General features: G+C 68.5%; 14 protein-coding genes. 4 read left to right on the forward strand and 10 right to left on the reverse strand.

Annotated features, from left to right (window positions below; all coding sequences use genetic code 11):
* Positions 1 to 122: 122 nt before the first annotated feature.
* The 3 genes from BJEO58_RS09610 to groES all read right to left on the reverse strand — a co-directional run bounded on the left by BJEO58_RS09610 (position 123) and on the right by groES (position 4850).
* Positions 123 to 2735: an ATP-dependent Clp protease ATP-binding subunit gene (locus tag BJEO58_RS09610; RefSeq protein WP_101589254.1), complete on the reverse strand. Its 2613-nt coding sequence runs from the start codon at positions 2733 to 2735 to the stop codon at positions 123 to 125.
* 153 nt (positions 2736 to 2888) lie between these two features.
* Positions 2889 to 4478 (reverse strand): chaperonin GroEL, encoded by a 1590-nt coding sequence (gene groL, locus BJEO58_RS09615; protein ID WP_101589255.1) that lies wholly within the window; start codon positions 4476 to 4478, stop codon positions 2889 to 2891.
* A 78-nt stretch (positions 4479 to 4556) separates the two neighbouring features.
* Positions 4557 to 4850 (reverse strand): co-chaperone GroES, encoded by a 294-nt coding sequence (groES, locus tag BJEO58_RS09620; RefSeq protein WP_101589256.1) that lies wholly within the window; start codon positions 4848 to 4850, stop codon positions 4557 to 4559.
* 338 nt (positions 4851 to 5188) lie between these two features.
* Here groES and BJEO58_RS09625 point away from each other — a divergent pair, with 338 nt between their 5' ends.
* Entirely contained in the window at positions 5189 to 6457 is a 1269-nt protein-coding gene (locus BJEO58_RS09625) for a mechanosensitive ion channel (RefSeq protein WP_101589257.1), read from the forward strand.
* A 145-nt stretch (positions 6458 to 6602) separates the two neighbouring features.
* Here the strand turns inward: BJEO58_RS09625 and BJEO58_RS09630 are convergent, their stop codons facing one another.
* From BJEO58_RS09630 to BJEO58_RS15225, 6 genes are all read right to left on the reverse strand, one after another.
* Positions 6603 to 7724 carry a resuscitation-promoting factor gene (locus BJEO58_RS09630; RefSeq protein WP_246076146.1) on the reverse strand — a complete coding sequence of 374 codons (1122 nt, stop codon included), beginning with the start codon at positions 7722 to 7724 and terminating at the stop codon, positions 6603 to 6605.
* Between the two features lie 278 nt (positions 7725 to 8002).
* Entirely contained in the window at positions 8003 to 9244 is a 1242-nt protein-coding gene (locus tag BJEO58_RS09635) for a resuscitation-promoting factor (RefSeq protein WP_246076145.1), read from the reverse strand.
* Between the two features lie 109 nt (positions 9245 to 9353).
* A complete protein-coding gene (locus BJEO58_RS09640; RefSeq protein WP_101589259.1) occupies positions 9354 to 10310 on the reverse strand; it encodes a TatD family hydrolase in 957 nt (318 codons plus the stop codon).
* The gene (gene metG, locus BJEO58_RS09645; RefSeq protein ID WP_101589260.1) at positions 10310 to 11851 is read right to left on the reverse strand and encodes a methionine--tRNA ligase; all 1542 of its coding nucleotides are present in this window, start codon (positions 11849 to 11851) and stop codon (positions 10310 to 10312) included. Before metG ends, BJEO58_RS09640 begins: the two co-directional genes overlap by 1 nt.
* A gap of 66 nt (positions 11852 to 11917) precedes the next feature.
* The gene (gene rsmI, locus BJEO58_RS09650) at positions 11918 to 12754 is read right to left on the reverse strand and encodes a 16S rRNA (cytidine(1402)-2'-O)-methyltransferase (protein WP_101589261.1); all 837 of its coding nucleotides are present in this window, start codon (positions 12752 to 12754) and stop codon (positions 11918 to 11920) included.
* 7 nt (positions 12755 to 12761) lie between these two features.
* Positions 12762 to 13259 carry a DUF4190 domain-containing protein gene (locus tag BJEO58_RS15225; protein WP_101589262.1) on the reverse strand — a complete coding sequence of 166 codons (498 nt, stop codon included), beginning with the start codon at positions 13257 to 13259 and terminating at the stop codon, positions 12762 to 12764.
* A gap of 94 nt (positions 13260 to 13353) precedes the next feature.
* On the opposite strand from BJEO58_RS15225, the gene BJEO58_RS09660 reads away from it, so the two are divergent.
* Both BJEO58_RS09660 and BJEO58_RS09665 read left to right on the forward strand, forming a co-directional pair.
* Positions 13354 to 15006 carry a dolichyl-phosphate-mannose--protein mannosyltransferase gene (locus tag BJEO58_RS09660; protein WP_101589263.1) on the forward strand — a complete coding sequence of 551 codons (1653 nt, stop codon included), beginning with the start codon at positions 13354 to 13356 and terminating at the stop codon, positions 15004 to 15006.
* Between the two features lie 9 nt (positions 15007 to 15015).
* The gene (locus BJEO58_RS09665) at positions 15016 to 17121 is read left to right on the forward strand and encodes a hypothetical protein (protein WP_101589264.1); all 2106 of its coding nucleotides are present in this window, start codon (positions 15016 to 15018) and stop codon (positions 17119 to 17121) included.
* A 22-nt stretch (positions 17122 to 17143) separates the two neighbouring features.
* Here the strand turns inward: BJEO58_RS09665 and BJEO58_RS09670 are convergent, their stop codons facing one another.
* Positions 17144 to 18691, reverse strand: coding sequence for an APC family permease (locus BJEO58_RS09670; RefSeq protein ID WP_101589265.1), 1548 nt, complete (start codon positions 18689 to 18691; stop codon positions 17144 to 17146).
* Between the two features lie 165 nt (positions 18692 to 18856).
* Here BJEO58_RS09670 and BJEO58_RS09675 point away from each other — a divergent pair.
* A partial coding sequence (locus BJEO58_RS09675; RefSeq protein WP_180951900.1) for a CapA family protein occupies positions 18857 to 19265 on the forward strand: 409 nt, incomplete at its 3' end.

The following is a 19265-nucleotide window of genomic DNA, read 5'->3' on the forward strand; positions in this document are numbered from 1 at the left end:
ACCGACTCCGAACGGCTGACGTCTGAAACGAAGAGACACCAGCTTTCATCAGACCGCAGAACTTCTTTCCTCTGCGGTCTGATGAAAGCTGGTGTCTCTCGCTGCGGGCGTCGCCGAGTCCGTCAGCCAGTGGTGAGGGCGGGCTGCGCAGGCCCGGCCGGCACGACGGGGACCACGCTGAGCGCATCGCCCTCCACCGTGACCCTCACACGGTCGCCCTCGTGCACGGCGGAGGCGACGAGGAGGTCCGCGATCGCATCATCCAGTTCGCGCTGGATCACGCGGCGCAGCGGACGCGCTCCGTACTCGGGTTCGTATCCGCGGTCCGCGATGAGGTCCACGGACGCGTCGTCGACCGTGAGCGCGATGCCCTGTGCGGCCAGACGTGCTTCCGAATCCTTGAGCTGCAGGCGGACGATCGTACGCAGCTGCTCCCGATCGAGCTTGCGGAACAGCACGGTCTCGTCGATCCGGTTGAGGAACTCCGGACGCATGACCTCCCGCAGGCGGCCCATGACCCTGCTGCGGACCTCCGCATCCGCACCGGTCCCCGACCCGTCGCCGGCGGAGAACCCGATGGTGCCGATCGAGCTCGTGAGGAACTCCGATCCCAGGTTCGAGGTCATGATGATGACCGTGTTCCGGAAGTCGACCGTGCGCCCCTGACCGTCGGTGAGGCGCCCGTCGTCCAGCACCTGCAGCAGCAGGTTGAAGACGTCCGGGTGAGCCTTCTCGACCTCGTCCAGCAGCACGACGGAGTAGGGACGGCGCCGCACTCGCTCGGTGAGCTGACCGGCCTCGTCATAGCCGACGTAGCCGGGAGGAGCACCGACCAGGCGGCTCACGGTGTGCTTCTCGCCGAACTCGCTCATATCGAAGCGGACCATCGCGTCCTCGTCGCCGAACAGCGACGTCGCGAGCGCCCGTGCGAGCTCCGTCTTGCCCACGCCCGTGGGTCCGAGGAACAGGAACGACCCGACCGGCCGGCTGGCGTCGCTCATGCCCGTGCGACTGCGCCTCACCGACCGCGCGACGGCGGCCACCGCGTCGTCCTGGCCGACGACCTGCTCGTGCAGCTCCGTCTCCAGGCTCCCGAGCCGCTGGCGGTCGTTCTGGGTGAGGCGTGCGACCGGGACGCCCGTCGCCCGTGCGACGACCTCTGCGATGCGCTCCTCGTCGACGGGAAGGACCTCGTCCGACGTCCGGTCACCGGCCGCCCCCGCCGAGGTCCCGGCCCCGGGCTGCTTCTGGTAGGCCGCGGCGATCTGCTCCTGCACACCGACGATCTCGTCGCGCAGGCGGGCGGCGTCCTCGAAGAGCTCCGCCGCGACGGCTGCGCTCTTCTCCTTCTCGAGCTTGTCCTCGTTCTCCTTGAGTGCGGCGATGTCGATCGTCGGCACCCGGGTGAGGCTCACGCGGGCCCCGGCCTGGTCGAGCAGGTCGATCGCCTTGTCCGGCAGCTGTCGGTCCGTGATGTAGCGGGAGGACATCTCCACGGCCGCGCGCACCGCCTCATCCGTGTACCGGACCTGGTGGTGCTCCTCGTAGCGCTCCTTGAGGCCCATGAGGATCGTCACCGCGTCGTCGCGCGACGGCTCGTCCACCGTCACCGGCTGGAAGCGGCGCGCGAACGCGGGATCCTTCTCCACACGGCGGAACTCGTCGAGCGTCGTCGCGCCGATGAGACGCAACTCGCCCCGGGCCAGGCGCGGCTTGAGGATGTTCCCGGCGTCCATGCCGCCGGAGTCACCGCCGCCACCGGCGCCCAGCACCGTATGCACCTCGTCGAGGAAGACGATGAACTCGCCCTCGCCGTCGCTGATCTCGTCGAGCATCGTCGTGAGGCGCTCCTCGAAGTCACCGCGGTACTTGGTGCCGGCGAGCATCGCCGCCAGGTCGATGGAGATGACGCGCTTGCCGCGCAGCAGTGCGGGGACCTCGTCGGCGATGATCGCGCGCGCCAGTCCTTCCACGACGGCGGTCTTGCCGACGCCCGCTTCGCCCAGCAGCACCGGGTTGTTCTTCGTCCGGCGAGCGAGGATCTCGATGGCCTCGGCGATCTCCTCGGTCCGCCCGATGACCGGGTCCAACCGGTCTTCGCGGGCTTCGGCCGTGAGGTCGTGGCCGTAGGCGTCGAGCATCGGGGTGGCGGACTCTCCGAACTCCGTGTCCATGCCGTCCTCGGACTGGCCGAAGGCCTGACCGGATTCGGCCGCCTGCGCTGCGGCCTGCTGCAGCGACTGCGGGGTGACCCCCGCGCTCACGAGCAGCTGACCGACGGATGATTCCTGATTCAGCACGAAGGCGAGGAACACGTGCTCCGGGTCGATGTACGTCGAGCCGAAGCCGCGTGCCACCTGGTAGGCGTCGAGCAGCGACTTCTGGGTCGCCTGCGTGAGCGCCACCTGCCCCGGCACTCGGGACTCGGCGCGTTCGGGCAGTCGGGCTTCCGCCGCCTGCGCGATCGCCTTCGGGTCCGCGCCCGTCGCTGCGACCTGGGCGCTGATCTGATCGTGCTCCATCATGACGCGGAGCAGGTGGAGGACATCGACCTCCGCATGACCGTGCTCTGCGGCGAAAGTCCCCGCAGCGCCCAGCAGCTCGTGCGTGCGGCGCGTGAGCAGGCGCGTGATGTCGACGGGCCGACGAGCGCGGCCCTGATTCTGCAGCAGACGGGCGAGGAACTCCTCGAAGGAATCGCCGCCCGCACCGGATGATCCGAAGAAGGTTGCCAAGAGAACTCCCGAAAGATTGAGTGACGTACGCTCAAGTCAACGTATGGGCGATCCAGATATTCCCGATGCGAGCACCCGGATGCACCGAGGCCCCGGTCGCCGGGCGGCGATCGGGGCCTCGGTCTTCGCGTGAGCGAAGGGGACGTCAGAGGATCAGGCCTCCTCGTCCTCCTGCTTCTCCACGACGAGCGTCTCCGTCGTGAGCACCAGGGCCGCGATCGAGGCTGCGTTCCGCAGTGCGGAGCGAGTCACCTTGACCGGGTCGATGATGCCTGCGGCGATGAGGTCGCCGTACTCGCCGGTCGAAGCGTTGTAGCCCTGGCCGGGCTCCAGCTCTGCGACCTTGTTCGCGACGACGAACCCGTCCTGGCCCGCGTTCGCAGCGATCCAGCGCAGCGGCTGCACGATGCCGCGGCGGACGATGTTCACACCGGTGGCCGCGTCGCCCGTGAGCCCGAGGTCCGTGCCGTCCAGCGCCTTCGCAGCGTGGATGAGCGAGGAGCCGCCGCCGGGGACGATGCCCTCTTCGATCGCAGCGCGCGTGGCGGACACAGCGTCCTCCACACGGTGCTTGCGCTCCTTGAGCTCGACCTCCGTGGCTGCGCCGACCTTGATGACGGCCACGCCGCCGGCCAGCTTTGCCAGACGCTCCTGGAGCTTCTCGCGGTCCCAGTCCGAATCGGTGTTCTCCACCTCGGAGCGGATCTGCGCGACGCGTCCGGCGACGTCCTCATCGGAGCCCGCGCCGTCGACGACGGTCGTGGCGTCCTTCGTGACGGTGACGGTGCGTGCCGAGCCCAGCTGGTCGAGCGTGACCTGGTCGAGCTTCATGCCCATGTCGGGCGTGACCACTTCGCCGCCGGTGAGCGTCGCGAGGTCCTGCAGGATCGCCTTGCGACGATCGCCGAAACCGGGCGCCTTGACCGCGGCGACGTTGATGATGCCGCGGATCTTGTTGACGACCAGCGTCGACAGCGCCTCGCCCTCGATGTCCTCGGCCACGATGAACAGCGGCTTGCCGGCCTGCTGCACCTTCTCGAGCACCGGGAGCAGCTCCTGGATGTTCGAGATCTTGCCCTGGTTGATGAGGATGTACGGATCGGTCAGAACTGCTTCCTGACGATCCGCGTCCGTCACGAAGTACGGGGACAGGAAGCCCTTGTCGAACTGCATGCCCTCTGCGAACTCGAGTTCGACGGAGGATGCCTGCGATTCGTCGATCGTGATGACGCCGTCCTTGCCGACCTTGTCGAAGGCGTCGGCGATGAGCGTGCCGATCTCCTGCGACTGGGCCGACAGGGCCGCGACGTGCGCGATCTCTGCGGAGCCGTCGACCTCACGGGCGTTCTCGCGCAGACGGGCCTCGACGGCCTCGACTGCTGCCTCGATGCCCGCCTTGAGCTGGCTGGGCGCTGCTCCGGCCGCCACATTGCGGAGGCCTTCGTGGACCAGTGCCTGTGCGAGCACGGTCGCGGTGGTGGTGCCGTCGCCTGCGACGTCGTTCGTCTTCGTCGCGACTTCCTTGGCGAGCTGTGCGCCGAGGTTCTCGTACGGGTCGTCGAGCTCGACCTCACGAGCGATGGTCACACCGTCGTTCGTGATGGTCGGAGCGCCCCACGCCTTGTCGAGGACGACATTGCGGCCGCGGGGTCCCAGCGTCACCTTCACGGTGTCTGCCAGCACGTTCACGCCGCGTTCGAGGGCCTTGCGCGCCTCGTCGTCGAACTGAAGGGTCTTTGCCATATCTGAGTTCTTCCTCCCTCTGGAGTGAGTACGTATCAGCGAATGTGCTGCGATGCGCGTTCAGAACGCGCGAGGGAGTCAGGAGATGACTGCGAGGACGTCGCGAGCCGACAGGACGAGGTACTCTTCGCCGCTGTACTTGAGCTCCGTGCCGCCGTACTTCGAGTAGACGACCTTGTCGCCCACGTTGACGTCCAGCGGGACGCGCGAGCCGTTGTCAGCGACGCGGCCGGGGCCCACTGCCACGACCTCGCCCTCCTGGGGCTTCTCCTTGGCGGTGTCAGGGATGACCAGACCGGAAGCGGTGGTCTGCTCTGCTTCGACCTGACGGACGACGATGCGATCTTCGAGCGGCTTGATGGAGACCGACATGTGCGGACACTCTCCTTAATAGGTATGTCGTGACTGCGTGCGCCAGGACTGCACACCCCGGGCGGGGCGTGTATCGCGGCCCGTCGTCGCGGGTGCCGGGCTGCGATGCCGATTGCGCACTTCTAGCACTCACGTGGTGCGTGTGCTAATCAGAACTCTAGTAAGGCGCTGGCACTCGGTCAACCCGAGTGCCAGCCGCTTCTCGCACCGCCCCTGACCTGTTGCCGAGCAGGTATCGCTGACAGATATAGAAGCAGGTAGTGTGAAAACTGGCGGTCATCATCCCGCCGTCGCACCGAATGCGTCACCGACGACGTCAGCTTTCCTGAGGAGACTCAATGGACCTGCAATCATTCGACTGGGCAGCACTACTGGAGAAGGCCATTGCAGTCATTGCAATCCTACTGGTCGCGTGGATCGTGGCCTGGGCTGTGAAATGGGTGCTCAAGAAACTGGTCACCAGAGTTCCACTCCTGCAGAGGAGTGACGGCAACGGAGAATCGCTCGGCAATTCGATAGGCCAGATCGCCTCCCTGCTGGTGTGGCTGTTCGCACTCATCGCGATTCTGCAGGTCTTCGCACTCGAGCAGGTCCTGCGGCCCGTCCAGGATCTCCTGGGCACCGCGCTGGGCTTCATCCCCAACATCGTCGGGGCCGGATTCGTCTTCTTCATCGGGTTCGTCCTCGCACGCATCGTGAAGCAGCTGCTCGACGCGACGATCGGCCGGATCGACTTCGCAGGACTCGTCGGTCGTGCGCGCACGGCCGGCGGCAGCTCCCCCGTTCAGCCCACCGACCGCGACGAGGACGAGACCACGTCTTCCGCCCCCAGCGCGGCCGAGGCCGCGCAGACGAATGCCCGCATCACGTCTGCGATCTCCACGACCGCCTTCGCACTGATCCTCATCGTCGTGTCCATCTCGGCACTGCAGATCCTCGGGATCTCGGCGATCTCGGATCCCGCCACCGCGATGCTCGACATGATCCTCGCCGCGATCCCACTCGTCCTCGCGGCGGCGATCCTCTTGGGGATCGGCGCGCTCATCGCCAAGTTCGCGGGGACTCTGCTGGAGAACATCCTGCACGGCGTGGGAACCGACCGCTTCGCCGCGCAGCTCGGCGTGGAGCCTTCGCAGACCAGCGTGTCGAGCATCCTGGCCAAGGTCGCACAGGTCGCGATCCTGCTCTTCTTCGCGATCATGGCCGCACGGACGCTGGGCTTCCCCGAGATCACGGTCCTTCTGAACGAGATCCTCGAACTCGGCGGACGGGTGCTGTTCGGTGCCGCCGTGATCGGGGCAGGGTTCTTCATCGCGAACCTCCTGGCGCGCATGGTCGGTTCACGCCCGGCCGCCACCATGATCCGATACGGAACGCTGCTGCTCTTCGTCGCGATGGGCCTGCAGTTCATGGGGATCGCGGATTCGATCATCACGCTCGCCTTCGGGTCGATCGTCGTCGGCGGTGCACTCGCCGCGGCCCTGGCGTTCGGGATCGGCGGTCGCGATGCCGCAGCCCGCGCCCTCAACCGGCTCGAAGAGCGGAAGCCGGCCGACGGTCCTGACGCCGCCGAATCGGCCGGCCACTCGAACGGGCCGCCAGCCTGACCTCGTCGGCTGACGCGCACCGCAGTGCGCAGTGAGCCACCCGCCGGAAAGGGGGCGGGCCACCCGGAAGTCCGGGCGGCCCGCCCCCTTTGCGGTGGACCTGCGATCGTGACGACGAGGTGAAGGAGAGCGGGGAGGCCGGGCCTCAGCCGACCCCGACCATGCCGGCGCACTCCCACTGGCTCCAGCCGTAGCGCTCCTGCAGCATCTTCGCGCGCATGAACTGCTCCTGGGGGCTCGCATCGGCAGGATTGCCGCTGCCGCCCACACCCTGCCACGTGGTGATTCCGAACTGGAAGAGGCCGAAGTACTTGTGGTTCTGCCGATTCACAGCCTTCGGGTCGAACTCGGACTCGCACTGCACGATCTTGTACCAGGGGCTGCCGGGACCACCGACCATCGCTTTGATGTCCTCGGTCGACATCGTCGCCCCCTCATCCGCCGGCACCTCGTAGCTGTCCGGATCCTCCGGATCGCCCGTGCCGATCAGCACGACCTTCGTCACCGGCTCGTCGATGACCTCTTCGGACAGCTCGACGCGGGTGATCTCCTCGCCGTCGATCGCACCAACTTCGTAGACGACCTTCCGCGTGCCGTCCCGGCCCTCCTCCTCGACCTTCTTCCGGCCCTCGAGCAGCCGGTCCGTCTTCTTCTCCTCGACGGGCGCGTCGATGGGCTCCTCGACCTCCTCGGTCGTGGTCGCCGTGCGCATCACGCCGATGCTCTGACCCGACACGACGGGGGCACTCAGGGGCGCCGTGACGAGGTCCGTGTCGCTCACGTCGATGCCCGCGCGGGCAAGGACCTCTTCGACCGAGGCCGCGGTCGCCTCTACGGGGATCGTCTCGCCGTCCGCGCGGACGGTGAGGGTCTTGGGCGTGACGACGGAGACCCCGGTGGTCGCCTCCGGGTCGAGCGGCGCGTCGAGGTCCCGCGAGATCTCCGCGCCTGCGGGATCGACTCCGAGCTCCGCGAGGGCCTGCCCGACGGTCTGGGCTGTGGTCGTCTCCGTGGACTCATGGCCGTCGAGTGAGAGCTCGAGGCTCTTCGCCGTGTTCACGACGATGTCCATGCCGCGGGAGAGATCCGCATGGACGCCGGGCTGGACCAGGTCGCCGTCCCGCACCTCCACGCCCTCTGCCGCGAGCGCGTCCGCCACGGTGTCGCCGAACGTGCGAGCCATCACCGTCTCGCCGTCGACGGTGAGGTCGACGGGCGTGCTGAGGCCCACGAACGCGCCGGTGCCTGCGACGAGAGCGGAGATCACGACCGCCTGACCGACGATCTGGGCAGTCCGGCCCCGAGGCCGCTCGGATGGGACGCCGGGCAGGATCCCTGCAGCCGCCGCTGGAGCCACGGTCGCTGGTGCGACCGGAGCGGCTCCCCCGCCCTTCGCAGCACGCTCGCGAGCCAGCGCCTCGCGACGAGTGAGAGGCGCCTCGGCTGAAGGCGCCCCAACCGCCGGAGCGGCGGTGGCTGTGCCACCGCCGCTCGTGGGCTGTACGTCGTGTTCCGCGCCGGACGCGGAGGGTGCTTCCCTCATGCTCAGGCGCAGGCCCACTGACCCCAGCCGTACTGCTGCTGCAGCATCTTCGCGCGCTTGAACTGCTCACGCGGGTGGGCGTCGGCCGGGTTGCCCGATCCGCCCACGCCCTGCCAGGACGCGATCTTGAACTGGAAGAGACCGAAGTGGGCGTTGTTCTGCTGGTTGACGGCCCGCGGGTTGAACTCCGACTCGCACTTGACGATGTTGTACCAGCGACTGCCGGGACCGCCCAGCATCGCCTGGATCTCCGACTTCGACATCGGGCTGCGGTCGCCGTTGTCCTCCTGGCCGGACCCACCCGAATCGCCCGAGTCACCGGAATCGCCCGAGTCGCCCGAATCATCGCCGCCGTTGTCCTCCGGGGCCGGAGCCGGCTCCGGCTCCTTCGTGCCGATGAGCACGACCTCGTCCTTCGCCTGGGCGACGACCTCTTCGGACTTCTTCGTCCGCTTGACCTCTTCGCCGTTGACGGTGGTGACGGCGTAGACGATCTCGCGCTTGCCGTCCTTGCCCTCCGTCTCGACCTTCTTCTCGCCGCGGGGCAGGGAGGAGTCGTTCTTCTCCGTGACCTTCTTCTCGATGGTCTCCGTCTCCGTCTTCTCGTCCGTGGACGTGCGGAGGACTTCGATGACGCCGCCGTCGGAGACGGGGGCGGACAGCGGGGTGGAGACCGTGTCCTGGTCGCCCAGTTCGATGTCGGCCTCGTCCAGCACGTCCTGTGCGGTGGCGGCCGTGACATCGACAGGGGTGCGGTCGCCGTCTGCGACGACCGTGATCGTCTTGGGGGTGACGACGCTGAACTCGGAGTTCTCTCCGTCTGCCAGGGTCGCATCGAGGTCCGTGGAGACCTCTGCACCCTCCGGATCGACGCCGAGCTCCGCGAGCGCCTCTGCGACCGTGTTGCCTATCGTCGACTCCTCCGAGGTCACACCGTCGAGGGTGAGGTCGATGTCCTTGGAGGTGTTCACGATGATGTTCATCCCGCGCGTGATGCCGGCATCCGCGCCCGGCTGCACCTGGTCGTCCTGCGCGACGTCGACGTCGTTCGACTCGAGGACGTCGGAGACTGAGTCCGAGAAGGTGCGGACCTGCTGGGTCTCACCGTCCACGGTGAGATCGACCTGCTTGTTGAGGCCGACGAATGCGGCGGTGCCGCCCACCAGTGCCGTGATGACGACGGTCTGGCCGGCGATCTGCACCTTCCGGTTGCGCAGAGCAGAGAACACAGGTGTTCCAATCAAATCGAGAATGCGACGACTGCATGAGTGTAACCGGTTCGTTATCTCAGTGGCAATCCCCGTTACATTCCCGTCTCAGAGCTCACACGCGACCGTCTGCAGACCCCGCCGATCACAGCTCCCAGCGGCCGAACACGTTCTCCGAGTTGGTCACGACGGCCTCGCACAGCTGCGCGAGGTCCTCCTCGCGGACCTCTGCGAGGAGACGCGCTGTGACCGCAGTGAGATACGGCCCGCCGGGCCTGCCGCGGTGGGGGTGAGGGGTGAGGAACGGTGCATCGGTCTCCGTCAGCAGCAGCTCCTGCGGCACCAGCTGCGCCGCTTCGCGAAGACTCGTCGCGTTCTTGAAGGTCACGTTCCCCGCGAAGGACATGTAGTAGCCGCGCGATGCGCAGATCTCCGCCATCGCGGCATCACCGCTGAAGCAGTGGAACACGGTCCGATCCGGTGCACCGACCTCGCGCAGGACGCGCAGGACATCGTCGTGGGCCTCGCGGTCGTGGATCTCCAGAGCCAGGTCGAGCCGCTTCGCGATCTCGATGTGTGCGCGGAACGACTCCTCCTGGAACCGCCGGGCACGGTCCTCCGGCACCCGGACGCCGTTCACCTCCGCCTGGTCGATGCGGAACCAGTCGAGGCCCGTCTCCCCCACCACGCGCATGCGGTCGCGGCGGCACAGCTCCTCGATCTCCGTGAGCGATTCGTCCAGCATCCCGGCGGCACCCGATCGCGGTGCCTCGTTCGGGTGGATCGCGGCTCCGCCCAGCATCCAGTCGCGGCCGGCCGCCGCCTCGGCGGCCACGAGGTCCGCGGTCCAGCGTGCCGCACCCATCTCGCAGCCGATCTGCACGATGCGGGTCACACCCGCAGCTAGAGCCGTCTCGTGGAAGAAGGAGACGGGAGGGAAGGCCTCGTCCTCCCCCGGCTCCAGCTGGGGCTCCGGCTCACCGGAGCGCAGCGGGCCGCGCGCACCCGTGCAGATGTCGAGATGCGTGTGGGTGTCGACGATCGGGTGCGGCAGCGGATCCGGCACCGGCGGGTACTCCCCTGCCGCGCGCGAGCCCGCCATCAGGCGTCCTCCGCGACGGGCTCCACGTGCTTGGGGAACACGGGTGAGGGTGCGGGCAGCTGTGCGCCGGCCGCCACCTGCGTCTCGAGGTCTGCGAATGTCCGCGCGTCCTCCGGGACGCCGAGCATGTCGAGGATGCGGCCGGTGGATTCCGGCATGACCGGCTGGACCAGCAGGCTCACGATCCGCACCACCTCGAGCACGACTGCGAGCACCGCAGACATCCGCTGCGGATCCGTCTTCTTGAGCTTCCACGGCTCCTGCGCGCTGATGTAGCGGTTCGCTGCGGAGAGCACCTTCCACGCCTCGCTCAGGTAGAGGTGGAGGTTCTGCAGGTGCACGTGCCCACGCACCACAGGGAGGAGTCCGCGGGCCGCCGTCAGCAGCTCCTCGTCCTCCGCGGTGAGGTCCACCAGTGCGGGCATGCGCCCGTCCAGGTTCTTCCCGACCATGGACAGGGAGCGCTGGGCGAGATTGCCGTACTCGTTCGCCAGGTCCGTGTTCTTCCGCGTGATGATGCCGTCCGCGGAGTACGAGCCGTCCTGGCCGTAGGAGATCTCGCGCAGCACGAAGTAGCGCAGCGTGTCGAGGCCGAAGGAATCCACGAGGTCGTAGGGATCCACGACATTGCCGACGGACTTCGACATCTTCTCGCCCTTGTTGAAGAGGAAGCCGTGCGCGTGCACGCGCTTCGGCACCTCGATCCCCGCGCTCATGAGGAACGCAGGCCAGTAGACGGCGTGGAAGCGTGAGATGTCCTTGCCGATGATGTGGACGTCCGCGGGCCACAGATCGCGGAACCGCTCCGAGTCGACGTCGGGGAAGCCCGCACCCGTGAGGTAGTTCGTGAGCGCGTCGACCCACACGTACATGACGTGTCGCTCATCGCCGGGCACGGGGATGCCCCAGTCGAACGTGGTCCGGGAGATCGACAGGTCCTTCAGCCCGGAGGCGACGAAGGAGGCGACCTCGTTGCGGCGCACGTCCGGCCCGACGAACTCCGGGTGCTCCCGATACAGGTCCAGCAGGCGGTCCTGGTAGGCGGACAGGCGGAAGAAGTACGACTCCTCCTCCGTCCACGTCACCGGGGTTCCGGTCGCGACGGAGCGGCGCTCACCGTCGACCAGCTCCGTCTCGTCCTGCTGGTAGAACGCCTCGTCGCGGACGGAGTACCAGCCGGAGTAGGCGTCGAGGTAGATGTCGCCCGCGTCCTGCATGCGCGTCCAGATCGCCTGCGACGCCACCTTGTGGTCGTCGTCGGTCGTGCGGATGAAGCGGTCGTAGGAGGAGCCGAGGAAGTCCTGCAGCTGCTGGAAGGCGGCCGCGTTCCGATCCGCCAGCTCCCGCGGTGTGACGCCCTCCTTCTCCGCTGTCTGCTGCATCTTGAGACCGTGCTCGTCCGTGCCGGTCATGAAGTAGACGTCCTCACCGTCCAGCCGGTGGAAGCGCGCGAGCGTGTCCGCCGCGATGTATTCGTAAGCGTGGCCGATGTGGGGCGTGCCGTTGGGATACGCGATCGCAGTGGTGATGTAGAAGGTCATAGATCGCCAGTCTACGACCATCAGCGCGACCTTCTGCCACCTCCTCCGGTCACCTGCTCCGCGCCCCTACTCCGCGTGGAGGTAGGCCTCGTATACCTCGCGCGTCCGCAGCCCGTGCGCCGCGGCGACCTGGGCGGCCGCGTCCTTCGCCCGGGCCCCGTCGGAGGTGAGGCGGGCGACTTCGCCGACGACGGCCTCGGGCGCGGGCGCCTCCTGGTCCGGAGCGGGACCCAGCACGATGCAGATCTCTCCCCGCAGGCCGTCAGCCGCAGCCTGGGCGAGCTCGCTCAGCGTGCCGCGCAGCACCTCTTCGTGGAGCTTCGTGAGCTCACGGGCGACGACGGCCGGACGGTCTGCTCCGCACGCGGCGGCCATGTCCGTCAGTGCGTCCGCCACCCGGTGCGGGCTCTCGTAGAAGACGAGGGTGCGGCGTTCGGGCGCGAGCTGTCTCAGCAGGCGCCTCCGCTCGCCGGGCTTGCGCGGCAGGAAGCCTTCGAAGGCCCAGCGGTCGCTGGGCAGTCCGGACACGGCCAGAGCCGTCACCGCCGCCGAGGCCCCGGGCACCGACGTCACGGACAGTCCCCTCCCGGCGACCTCCTTCACGACCCGGTAGCCCGGGTCGGACACCGCGGGCATGCCGGCGTCGCTCAGGAGGACGACGTTCTGCCCGGCGGCGACGGCATCGGCCAGCTCGCGGGCGCGGTCGGCCTCGTTGTGGTCGTGGACGCTGCGCACCTTCGCTGCGGGCTGGAGCTCCAGGCGATCGCAGAGGGCGCGGAAGCGGCGGGTGTCCTCTGCGGCGACGAGGTCTGCGGCCAGGATCGCCTCGCGCATGCGGGGGCTCGCATCGCCCAGATTGCCGATGGGCGTGCCGACGAGCACGAGTCGGCCTGTGCTGTTCACCGCCGACTCACGCAGCCTGCGAGATCGTGTCGATCGACTGCGAGAGCGCGGTGACGACCAGCACGAAGTAGATGGCGACGCCCACGACCACCAGCCCGATCACCGAGTACCCGACGATGAGGCCGGCGAGTGCGAGGCCGGATCCCTGTTCGCCGGTCCGCTTGATCTGGCTGCGGGCCACGTGGCCCAGGATGACGCCGACGATGCTCGTGAAGCCGTAGGTGACGAGCCCGACCAGGGAGAACACGAGGGACAGGATCGCCATCGCACTGGTCGGCCGCGAGTGGACGACCGGCCCCGGGTAGGCGCCGGCGTAGGGGTCGATCGTCTGCGGTGCGCCGGGCGCCGCGTACGGATCGGGCTGGGCAGAGGAATCCGCGTGTCCATAGGGGCCTGCTGTCGACGGGACGCTCGAGGGGCCCATCCCGTACGGATCGCTTCCGTACCCGTAGTCCGCGGACGATCCGGAACCCGGTCCGTAACCGCTCTGACCGCTGCCACTCATCGCTGCCTCCTGAAGAATCCGTCGCCATCACGCTACTCCGTGCCCGGTTCGCCGGACAACGAGAGGAGGTGACGGTCCCGTTACACTTGCGGCTGTGACCGCCACCCCGACCTCGCGCCGCCGGCCCGCGCACTCGTCAGCACCCGCGCGCTCGACAGCGCCCACGGTGCGGCAGTACCTCACACCGACCGTGCTCGGATGGCTGGTCCCCGCTCTCATCGCGGCCGTGGGCGGCATGCTGCGCTTCTTCCGCCTGGGACATCCGAACACCCTGATCTTCGACGAGACGTACTACGTCAAGGAGGGCTGGTCGCTCGCGAACTTCGGCTACGAGCGCGAATGGCCCGAGGAGGCCAACGCCTCCTTCGAGGCCGGCGACCCCTGGGTGGTGCTGGAGAGCGGCGACTTCGTCGTCCACCCGCCGCTGGGCAAGTGGCTGATCGGGTGGGGCATCGAGCTCTTCGGACAGGACGACAGCTTCAGCTGGCGGTTCGCTGCCGCGCTCATCGGCACCCTGTCGATCTTCGTCGTGGGCGTCATCGCGTGGCGGATGTTCGGCTCCGTGTGGCTGGGGGCGATCGCGTCGCTGCTGCTGGCGGTGGATGGCGAGCACCTCGTGCACTCGCGCACGTCGCTGCTGGACATCTTCCTCATGTTCTTCGTGCTCGTGGCGTTCGGCCTGCTCGTGGAGGACCGCATCCGCACGCGCAGACGGATCGACCGCGCGCTCGCGGCCGCGGGCGGCGGTGCTCCCCCGGGCGCCCTCCGCGCGCATCTGGGCGCCCGGACCGCATGGTTCACGCCGTCCGCGTGGGGACCGTCGCTGGGCATGCGGCCCTACCGCCTGGCGGCGGGACTCGCACTGGGCTGCGCGATGGGCGTGAAGTGGTCGGGCCTCTACGCGCTCGCGGTGTTCGGGCTGCTCACCGTCGCGTGGGACTGGGGTCACCGCCGGCGCATGGGGGTGCGCCACCCGTGGCGGGCGGCGCTGCTCAAGGACGCGTTCCCCGCCTTCATGTCCCTGGTGCCCGTCGCGTTCGTCGTCTACGTCGCCTCGTGGGCCGGCTGGATCGTCACCCGCGGCGGCTACTACCGCGATTGGGCGGAGGTGAACTCCGGCTGGTGGGACGTGCTGCCCGGGTGGCTGCCCAGCCTGGCGAAGTACCACCAGGCCGCCTACGACTTCCACGTGGGGCTGTCCTCCGAGCACACGTACATGTCGAATCCGTGGGGCTGGATCGTGCAGTGGCGACCCACCAGCTTCTACTACCAGACAGCCGGGCCCGGCGAGCACGGGTGCACGGTCGAGCAGTGCTCTGCCGCGATCACGTCCGTCGGCAATCCCGTCATCTGGGGGCTGGCCCCCGTCGCCGTCCTGGTGCTCGTGTTCGCCTGGGTGATGCGACGCGACTGGCGAGCGGGCGCACTGCTCGCCACCCTCGTCGCCACGTGGGGTCCCTGGTTCATGTACCAGGAGCGGACGGTCTTCACGTTCTACACGATCGTCATGGTCCCCTTCACCGTCCTGGCGCTGACCTACGCGCTGGGGCTGCTGTGGGGACGTGGGTCGCGGAGGGACACCACCGCCGCCGAGGCCCCCACGGCTCTGCGCACCCGCCGCCTGGCGGTGGGGCTCGTCCTGGCGCTCGCGGTGCTCGCCTGCGCATTCTTCTGGCCGGTGTGGACCGGCACGTACATCCCGCGCGAGGCGTGGGAGCTGCGCATGTGGAACCCCACCTGGGTGTGAGGGGCTCCCGTGGATCAGTTGCGCATCGACATCACCGACGGACGACTGAGCACCCACGGCTTCGAGCTGCGCACCCGACTGGTCGACGACGGGACGGAGGTGCGCCTCGTGCCGCTCTCGCAGACGGTGAGCGACCCCGCGGTCCTCTACACCCGTCTGCTCGCGGATGCCGCGGACCCCGTGGCGTTCCTCGAGGCGGTCGAGCCGGTCGAGCCGGTCGAGCCGGTCGACGGTCCAGACTCCGCTGTCTTTCGAATCAGCCTCGACCCGCACGGGCACGTGTCCACGAGCCGGCAGCAGAACACCGCGCTCACCGTGCACGCGCAGTGGGAGGACCCGCCGCAGAGCTTCCTCGCCGACGCACGGATCCCGGTGTCCACCGTCCTGCTCGAACGCGCCCTGCGGATACGCGGCGCACTGGTCACGCGGACAGACCGGAACTTCCTCGTGGGGTCGGCACCGGACGGCACTCCGCTGCTGGTGAAGGATGCGCGGTCGCACCTCAACGGGATGCCCGCGGTGCACGCGGCGGAGCGGAAGGACATCGCCCGCGCACTGCTCGCGCGCACGGACGTCGCCGTTCCTGCGGGCACGGCCTTCGACCGCACCGCTGATCCCACGGAGGCCTTCGAGCTGCTCGAGCGACTGGGCGCGGTGGTGGTCAAGCCCGTCGACGGGGACAAGGGCCGAGGAGTGACCGTCGGGGTCACGGACCCAGGCGGTCTGCGGGAGGCGTGGGACCTCGCACTGCACGAGACGCGCGCGGGTGTCCTCGTCGAGGAGATCCGGTCCGGCGAGGAGGTTCGCGTGCTCGTCATCGACGGGCGTGCCCGCGCAGCGGCCCGCCGGATCCCGCCCCACGTGACGGGCGACGGCGAGCGCACGATCCGTGAACTGGTCAACGCGAAGAACGCGCGGCGACAGGAGAGCTTCTTCCTGCACGGGAAGTCGATCGCATTGACGCGGCACCGTCTGCGTCTGCTGGCGGATGCCGGTCTCACTCCCCTGTCCGTCCTCGAGCGCGGCCGGCGGTACGAGCTCGACGTGACCGGCAACGTGCGCACCGGAGCGGAAGCCGTCGACGCGACGGACACGATCGACCCGTCATATCTGCGCATCGCCGAACGTGCGGTGGCGGCCGTCCCAGGGCTGAGAGTCGCCGGTGTCGACCTCATCGGCACGGATCTGGCGTCGCCAGCCGCGGCAGGCGATCACGTCGTGATCGAACTCAATCCCAACCCGGGGCTCGGCATCCACGCAGGGGCGCAGGCCGGACGCCCTCGCGATGTCGCCGGCGCGATCGCAGACGCTGTCCTCGACGTCCATCGTCCTGCACTGGCATCGCCTCCTCCACACCCCCGCATCGCCTCCGCGGAGACCCGACGACCGGCCGGCCCGCAGGTCCCCGCCATCGATGCGACGAGCCACACGCTGCTCGCACGATCCTTCGCTTCGCGGGGCTTCACCATCGACCCGATCGCTGAGGACGCGTTCTTCGCCTACCGAGGGAGCCGCACCCACGGGGTCTGGAATGCACTGACCGATCGCAGCTCCCCCGCGGCCGTCTTCGCCCTGCGGAATCCCAACGCGGCACATGAGCTGCTCACCCGCGTCGGCGTCCCCGTCTTCCCGGGTCGCGGCTTCACCCGCGCCGACCGCGGGAGTGCGCACACGTACGCCGCCCGCTGGGGGCAGGTCGCGGTGCACGGCGGATCGCTCCGGCCGCTCCTCGTCGACCCCGCATCTCCCGCTGCGTTCGCTGCGGCCTGGGACGCGGCCACCTCGTCCGCGACGTTCCCCGGCATGCGGGTGACCCGTGGTCCCGCAGGTCGCATACGACGCATCCTCCTCGCTCACGGAGAAGTGCTCGCGGTCGTGGAGGAGAACGGAGGCGTCACCGCCGATGAGCACGTCCTCGGGATCGCCCGCGCAGCCGTCGAGGCGCTGCCCGGCCTCGACCTCGCCGAGGTCGTGCTTGCCTCGACCGACGAAGGGGACGCCGTCCTGCACATCCGCGCGGATCCGGACCTCCTGGACTTCAGCGACGAGACGAGCGGTGCGCGCGAGGACCTCGCAGACCGGGTCGTGGCGCTCCACCTGCGCACGAGCTCCTGACGGCCCTGAGCGGCTTGGGCGCTCACATCCGCGCGCCGGCCCCGTTCCTGACGAGGAAGTCGGGACGAGGACCGCCCAGGACCGCTTGGTCCACCTGTTCATCCGTCAGCGTGCGGCTGTGGCTCCTCCTCACGGCGAAGAAGACCGCGCCGATGACGATCCAGACGCCCATCGCCATGAACGACGGGACCGACAGCTGCGCGGGCGACCCCGGTACCAGGAGGAGAAGGATGAACGCGACCGCGATGAGGACGCCCGCGGCGGACGCCAGCTTCCGCCACGTCGACGCGGATCCGGGAAGTGCCGATCGATCCGCCGAACCACTCCAGCGCAGCAACCGGAAGGCACACGCACTGGTGTAGAGGAACGCGAACGTGAAGCCGATCGATGCCATGTCGACGATCCAACTCAGCGCGGTCCGTCCGAACCAGGGCGCGGCCAGTGCAGCCACCATGACGAACAGCAGGCCGGCGTGCGGCGTGCCGAAGCGCGGGTGCACGCGCTGGAAGACCCGGGGGATCATCTGCGCCCGCCCCAGCGCGAGGAGCACCCGCGACCCGGCGACGTAGAAGCCGTTGAGCCCGGTCACGATCCCCATGACGGCCGCGATCACGAGGAGGGCGAGGCCCACCCCGCCCATCGAGGACGTGACCGCGTCCGCAGTGGCCCAGACGCGATCCTCTCCCATCATGTCCTGCCACGGCGCTGCGGAGGCTGTGACGAGGATCATCACGCAGTACAGGGCGGCCGCGGCGATGAGCGACCACACGATGAGACGGAACGCCTTCCGCGCGGGGAAGGCGAACTCCTCCGCAGCCTGCGGGATATTGTCGAAGCCGATGTACGCCCACGGCGCGATCGCGACGATCACCGTGACGCCCACGACGGGATTGACGCGTCCATCGGTGAGCGGCGTGACGTTCGAGAAGCTGCCGGCGGGCGACGCGATCACTCCGATGACCAGCGCGAGGACCGCAAGGATCATGACCAGGCAGAAGATGAACTGGACGCCCCCGGACAGGCTCGCTCCTCGCGCGTTCACGACGGCGAAGAGCACGAGTGCGAGGGTCGCCACCGCGATCTCGCCCAGATAGACGTCCCACCCGGCGACGGTGTAGAGGTGGCCGACCTCGATGATCTGCGGCACCGTGTGCTTGCCGAGCAGAGCGAGCGCCGACGCGTTGAGGGCGACGATCGAGGTGTAGCCCAGCGTCATGAACCACGCGCAGACGAATGCGTGGGTGCGACCGAATCCGACGAGCGTGTAGGCGAAGGCGCCGCCAGACACGGGGAAGACGCGGGCCAGGTACCCGTAGGAGGCGCCGATGACGATCATGAGAACGCCCCCGATCGCCAGCCCCAGCATCGCCGCGAGGGGGCCGCCACCGTCACGCATCCAGTCGGCCGGCAGGATGAAAGCACCCCATCCGATCGCTGAGCCCAGTGCGATCGCCCAGACCCAGTGGGGCTTGAGGTGCTTGCCGAGGCGGACGACGTCGGAACTCGTCTCCGTGTGCGCGGTCGAATCCACCGGTGTGCTCTGGTCGTGGCTGTTCTGACTGCTGGACATTCAGCTCAGTTCCTCGTTGCTGTCGTCGGACTACTGGAGGTCCTACCCCCATCACGAGGACCGCGTGCGCGCAGCGGGCACGTGCGATTCATGCCCGCTCCGACACATGGTCGACTAGACAGCGGTAAGCTCACGTGAGTCTATGCGGTGCGACAGGAGCGGTGGATGACCACGAACGCAGCAATCCCGGGTCCCCAGGTCCCCTCTTGGCAGCCGTCCGAACCGGCAGACGAAGCGAACATCCTCCTTGTAGGCGACACCGGGTTCGGGCAGAGTTACGTCGACCATCACGGCGTGCAGGCAGAGGATCTCTATGAGGCGCCGTTCGGACGGCTCCGAGGACTCCTCGACAGCTCAGACCTCGTCGTCGCGAATCTCGAGACAGTCCTGACCGACCGCAGGGACTCCCCCCTCCAGGGCAAGCGGCCCTACCTCCACTACGACGATCCGACCCTCGGCACAGCCCATCTGCGCAAGCACGGCATCACCGCTGTCACCTACGCCAACAACCACGTGATGGACATGGGCGAAGCCGGCTTCCTCGACACCCTGAAGAATCTCGAGGACAGCAACA

Source organism: Brevibacterium jeotgali (assembly GCF_900169175.1).
GTDB lineage: Bacteria > Actinomycetota > Actinomycetes > Actinomycetales > Brevibacteriaceae > Brevibacterium > Brevibacterium jeotgali.

Excerpts from the sequence above, each read along its gene's own strand:
- BJEO58_RS09625 (WP_101589257.1), top strand. The coding sequence starts at position 5,189 with ATGGACCTGCAATCATTCGACTGGGCAGCACTACTGGAGAAGGCCATT.
- metG (WP_101589260.1), bottom strand. The coding sequence starts at position 11,851 with ATGACCTTCTACATCACCACTGCGATCGCGTATCCCAACGGCACGCCC.
- BJEO58_RS09670 (WP_101589265.1), bottom strand. The coding sequence starts at position 18,691 with ATGTCCAGCAGTCAGAACAGCCACGACCAGAGCACACCGGTGGATTCG.
- BJEO58_RS09640 (WP_101589259.1), bottom strand. The coding sequence starts at position 10,310 with ATGGCGGGCTCGCGCGCGGCAGGGGAGTACCCGCCGGTGCCGGATCCG.
- groES (WP_101589256.1), bottom strand. The coding sequence starts at position 4,850 with ATGTCGGTCTCCATCAAGCCGCTCGAAGATCGCATCGTCGTCCGTCAG.
- BJEO58_RS15225 (WP_101589262.1), bottom strand. The coding sequence starts at position 13,259 with ATGAGTGGCAGCGGTCAGAGCGGTTACGGACCGGGTTCCGGATCGTCC.
- groL (WP_101589255.1), bottom strand. The coding sequence starts at position 4,478 with ATGGCAAAGACCCTTCAGTTCGACGACGAGGCGCGCAAGGCCCTCGAA.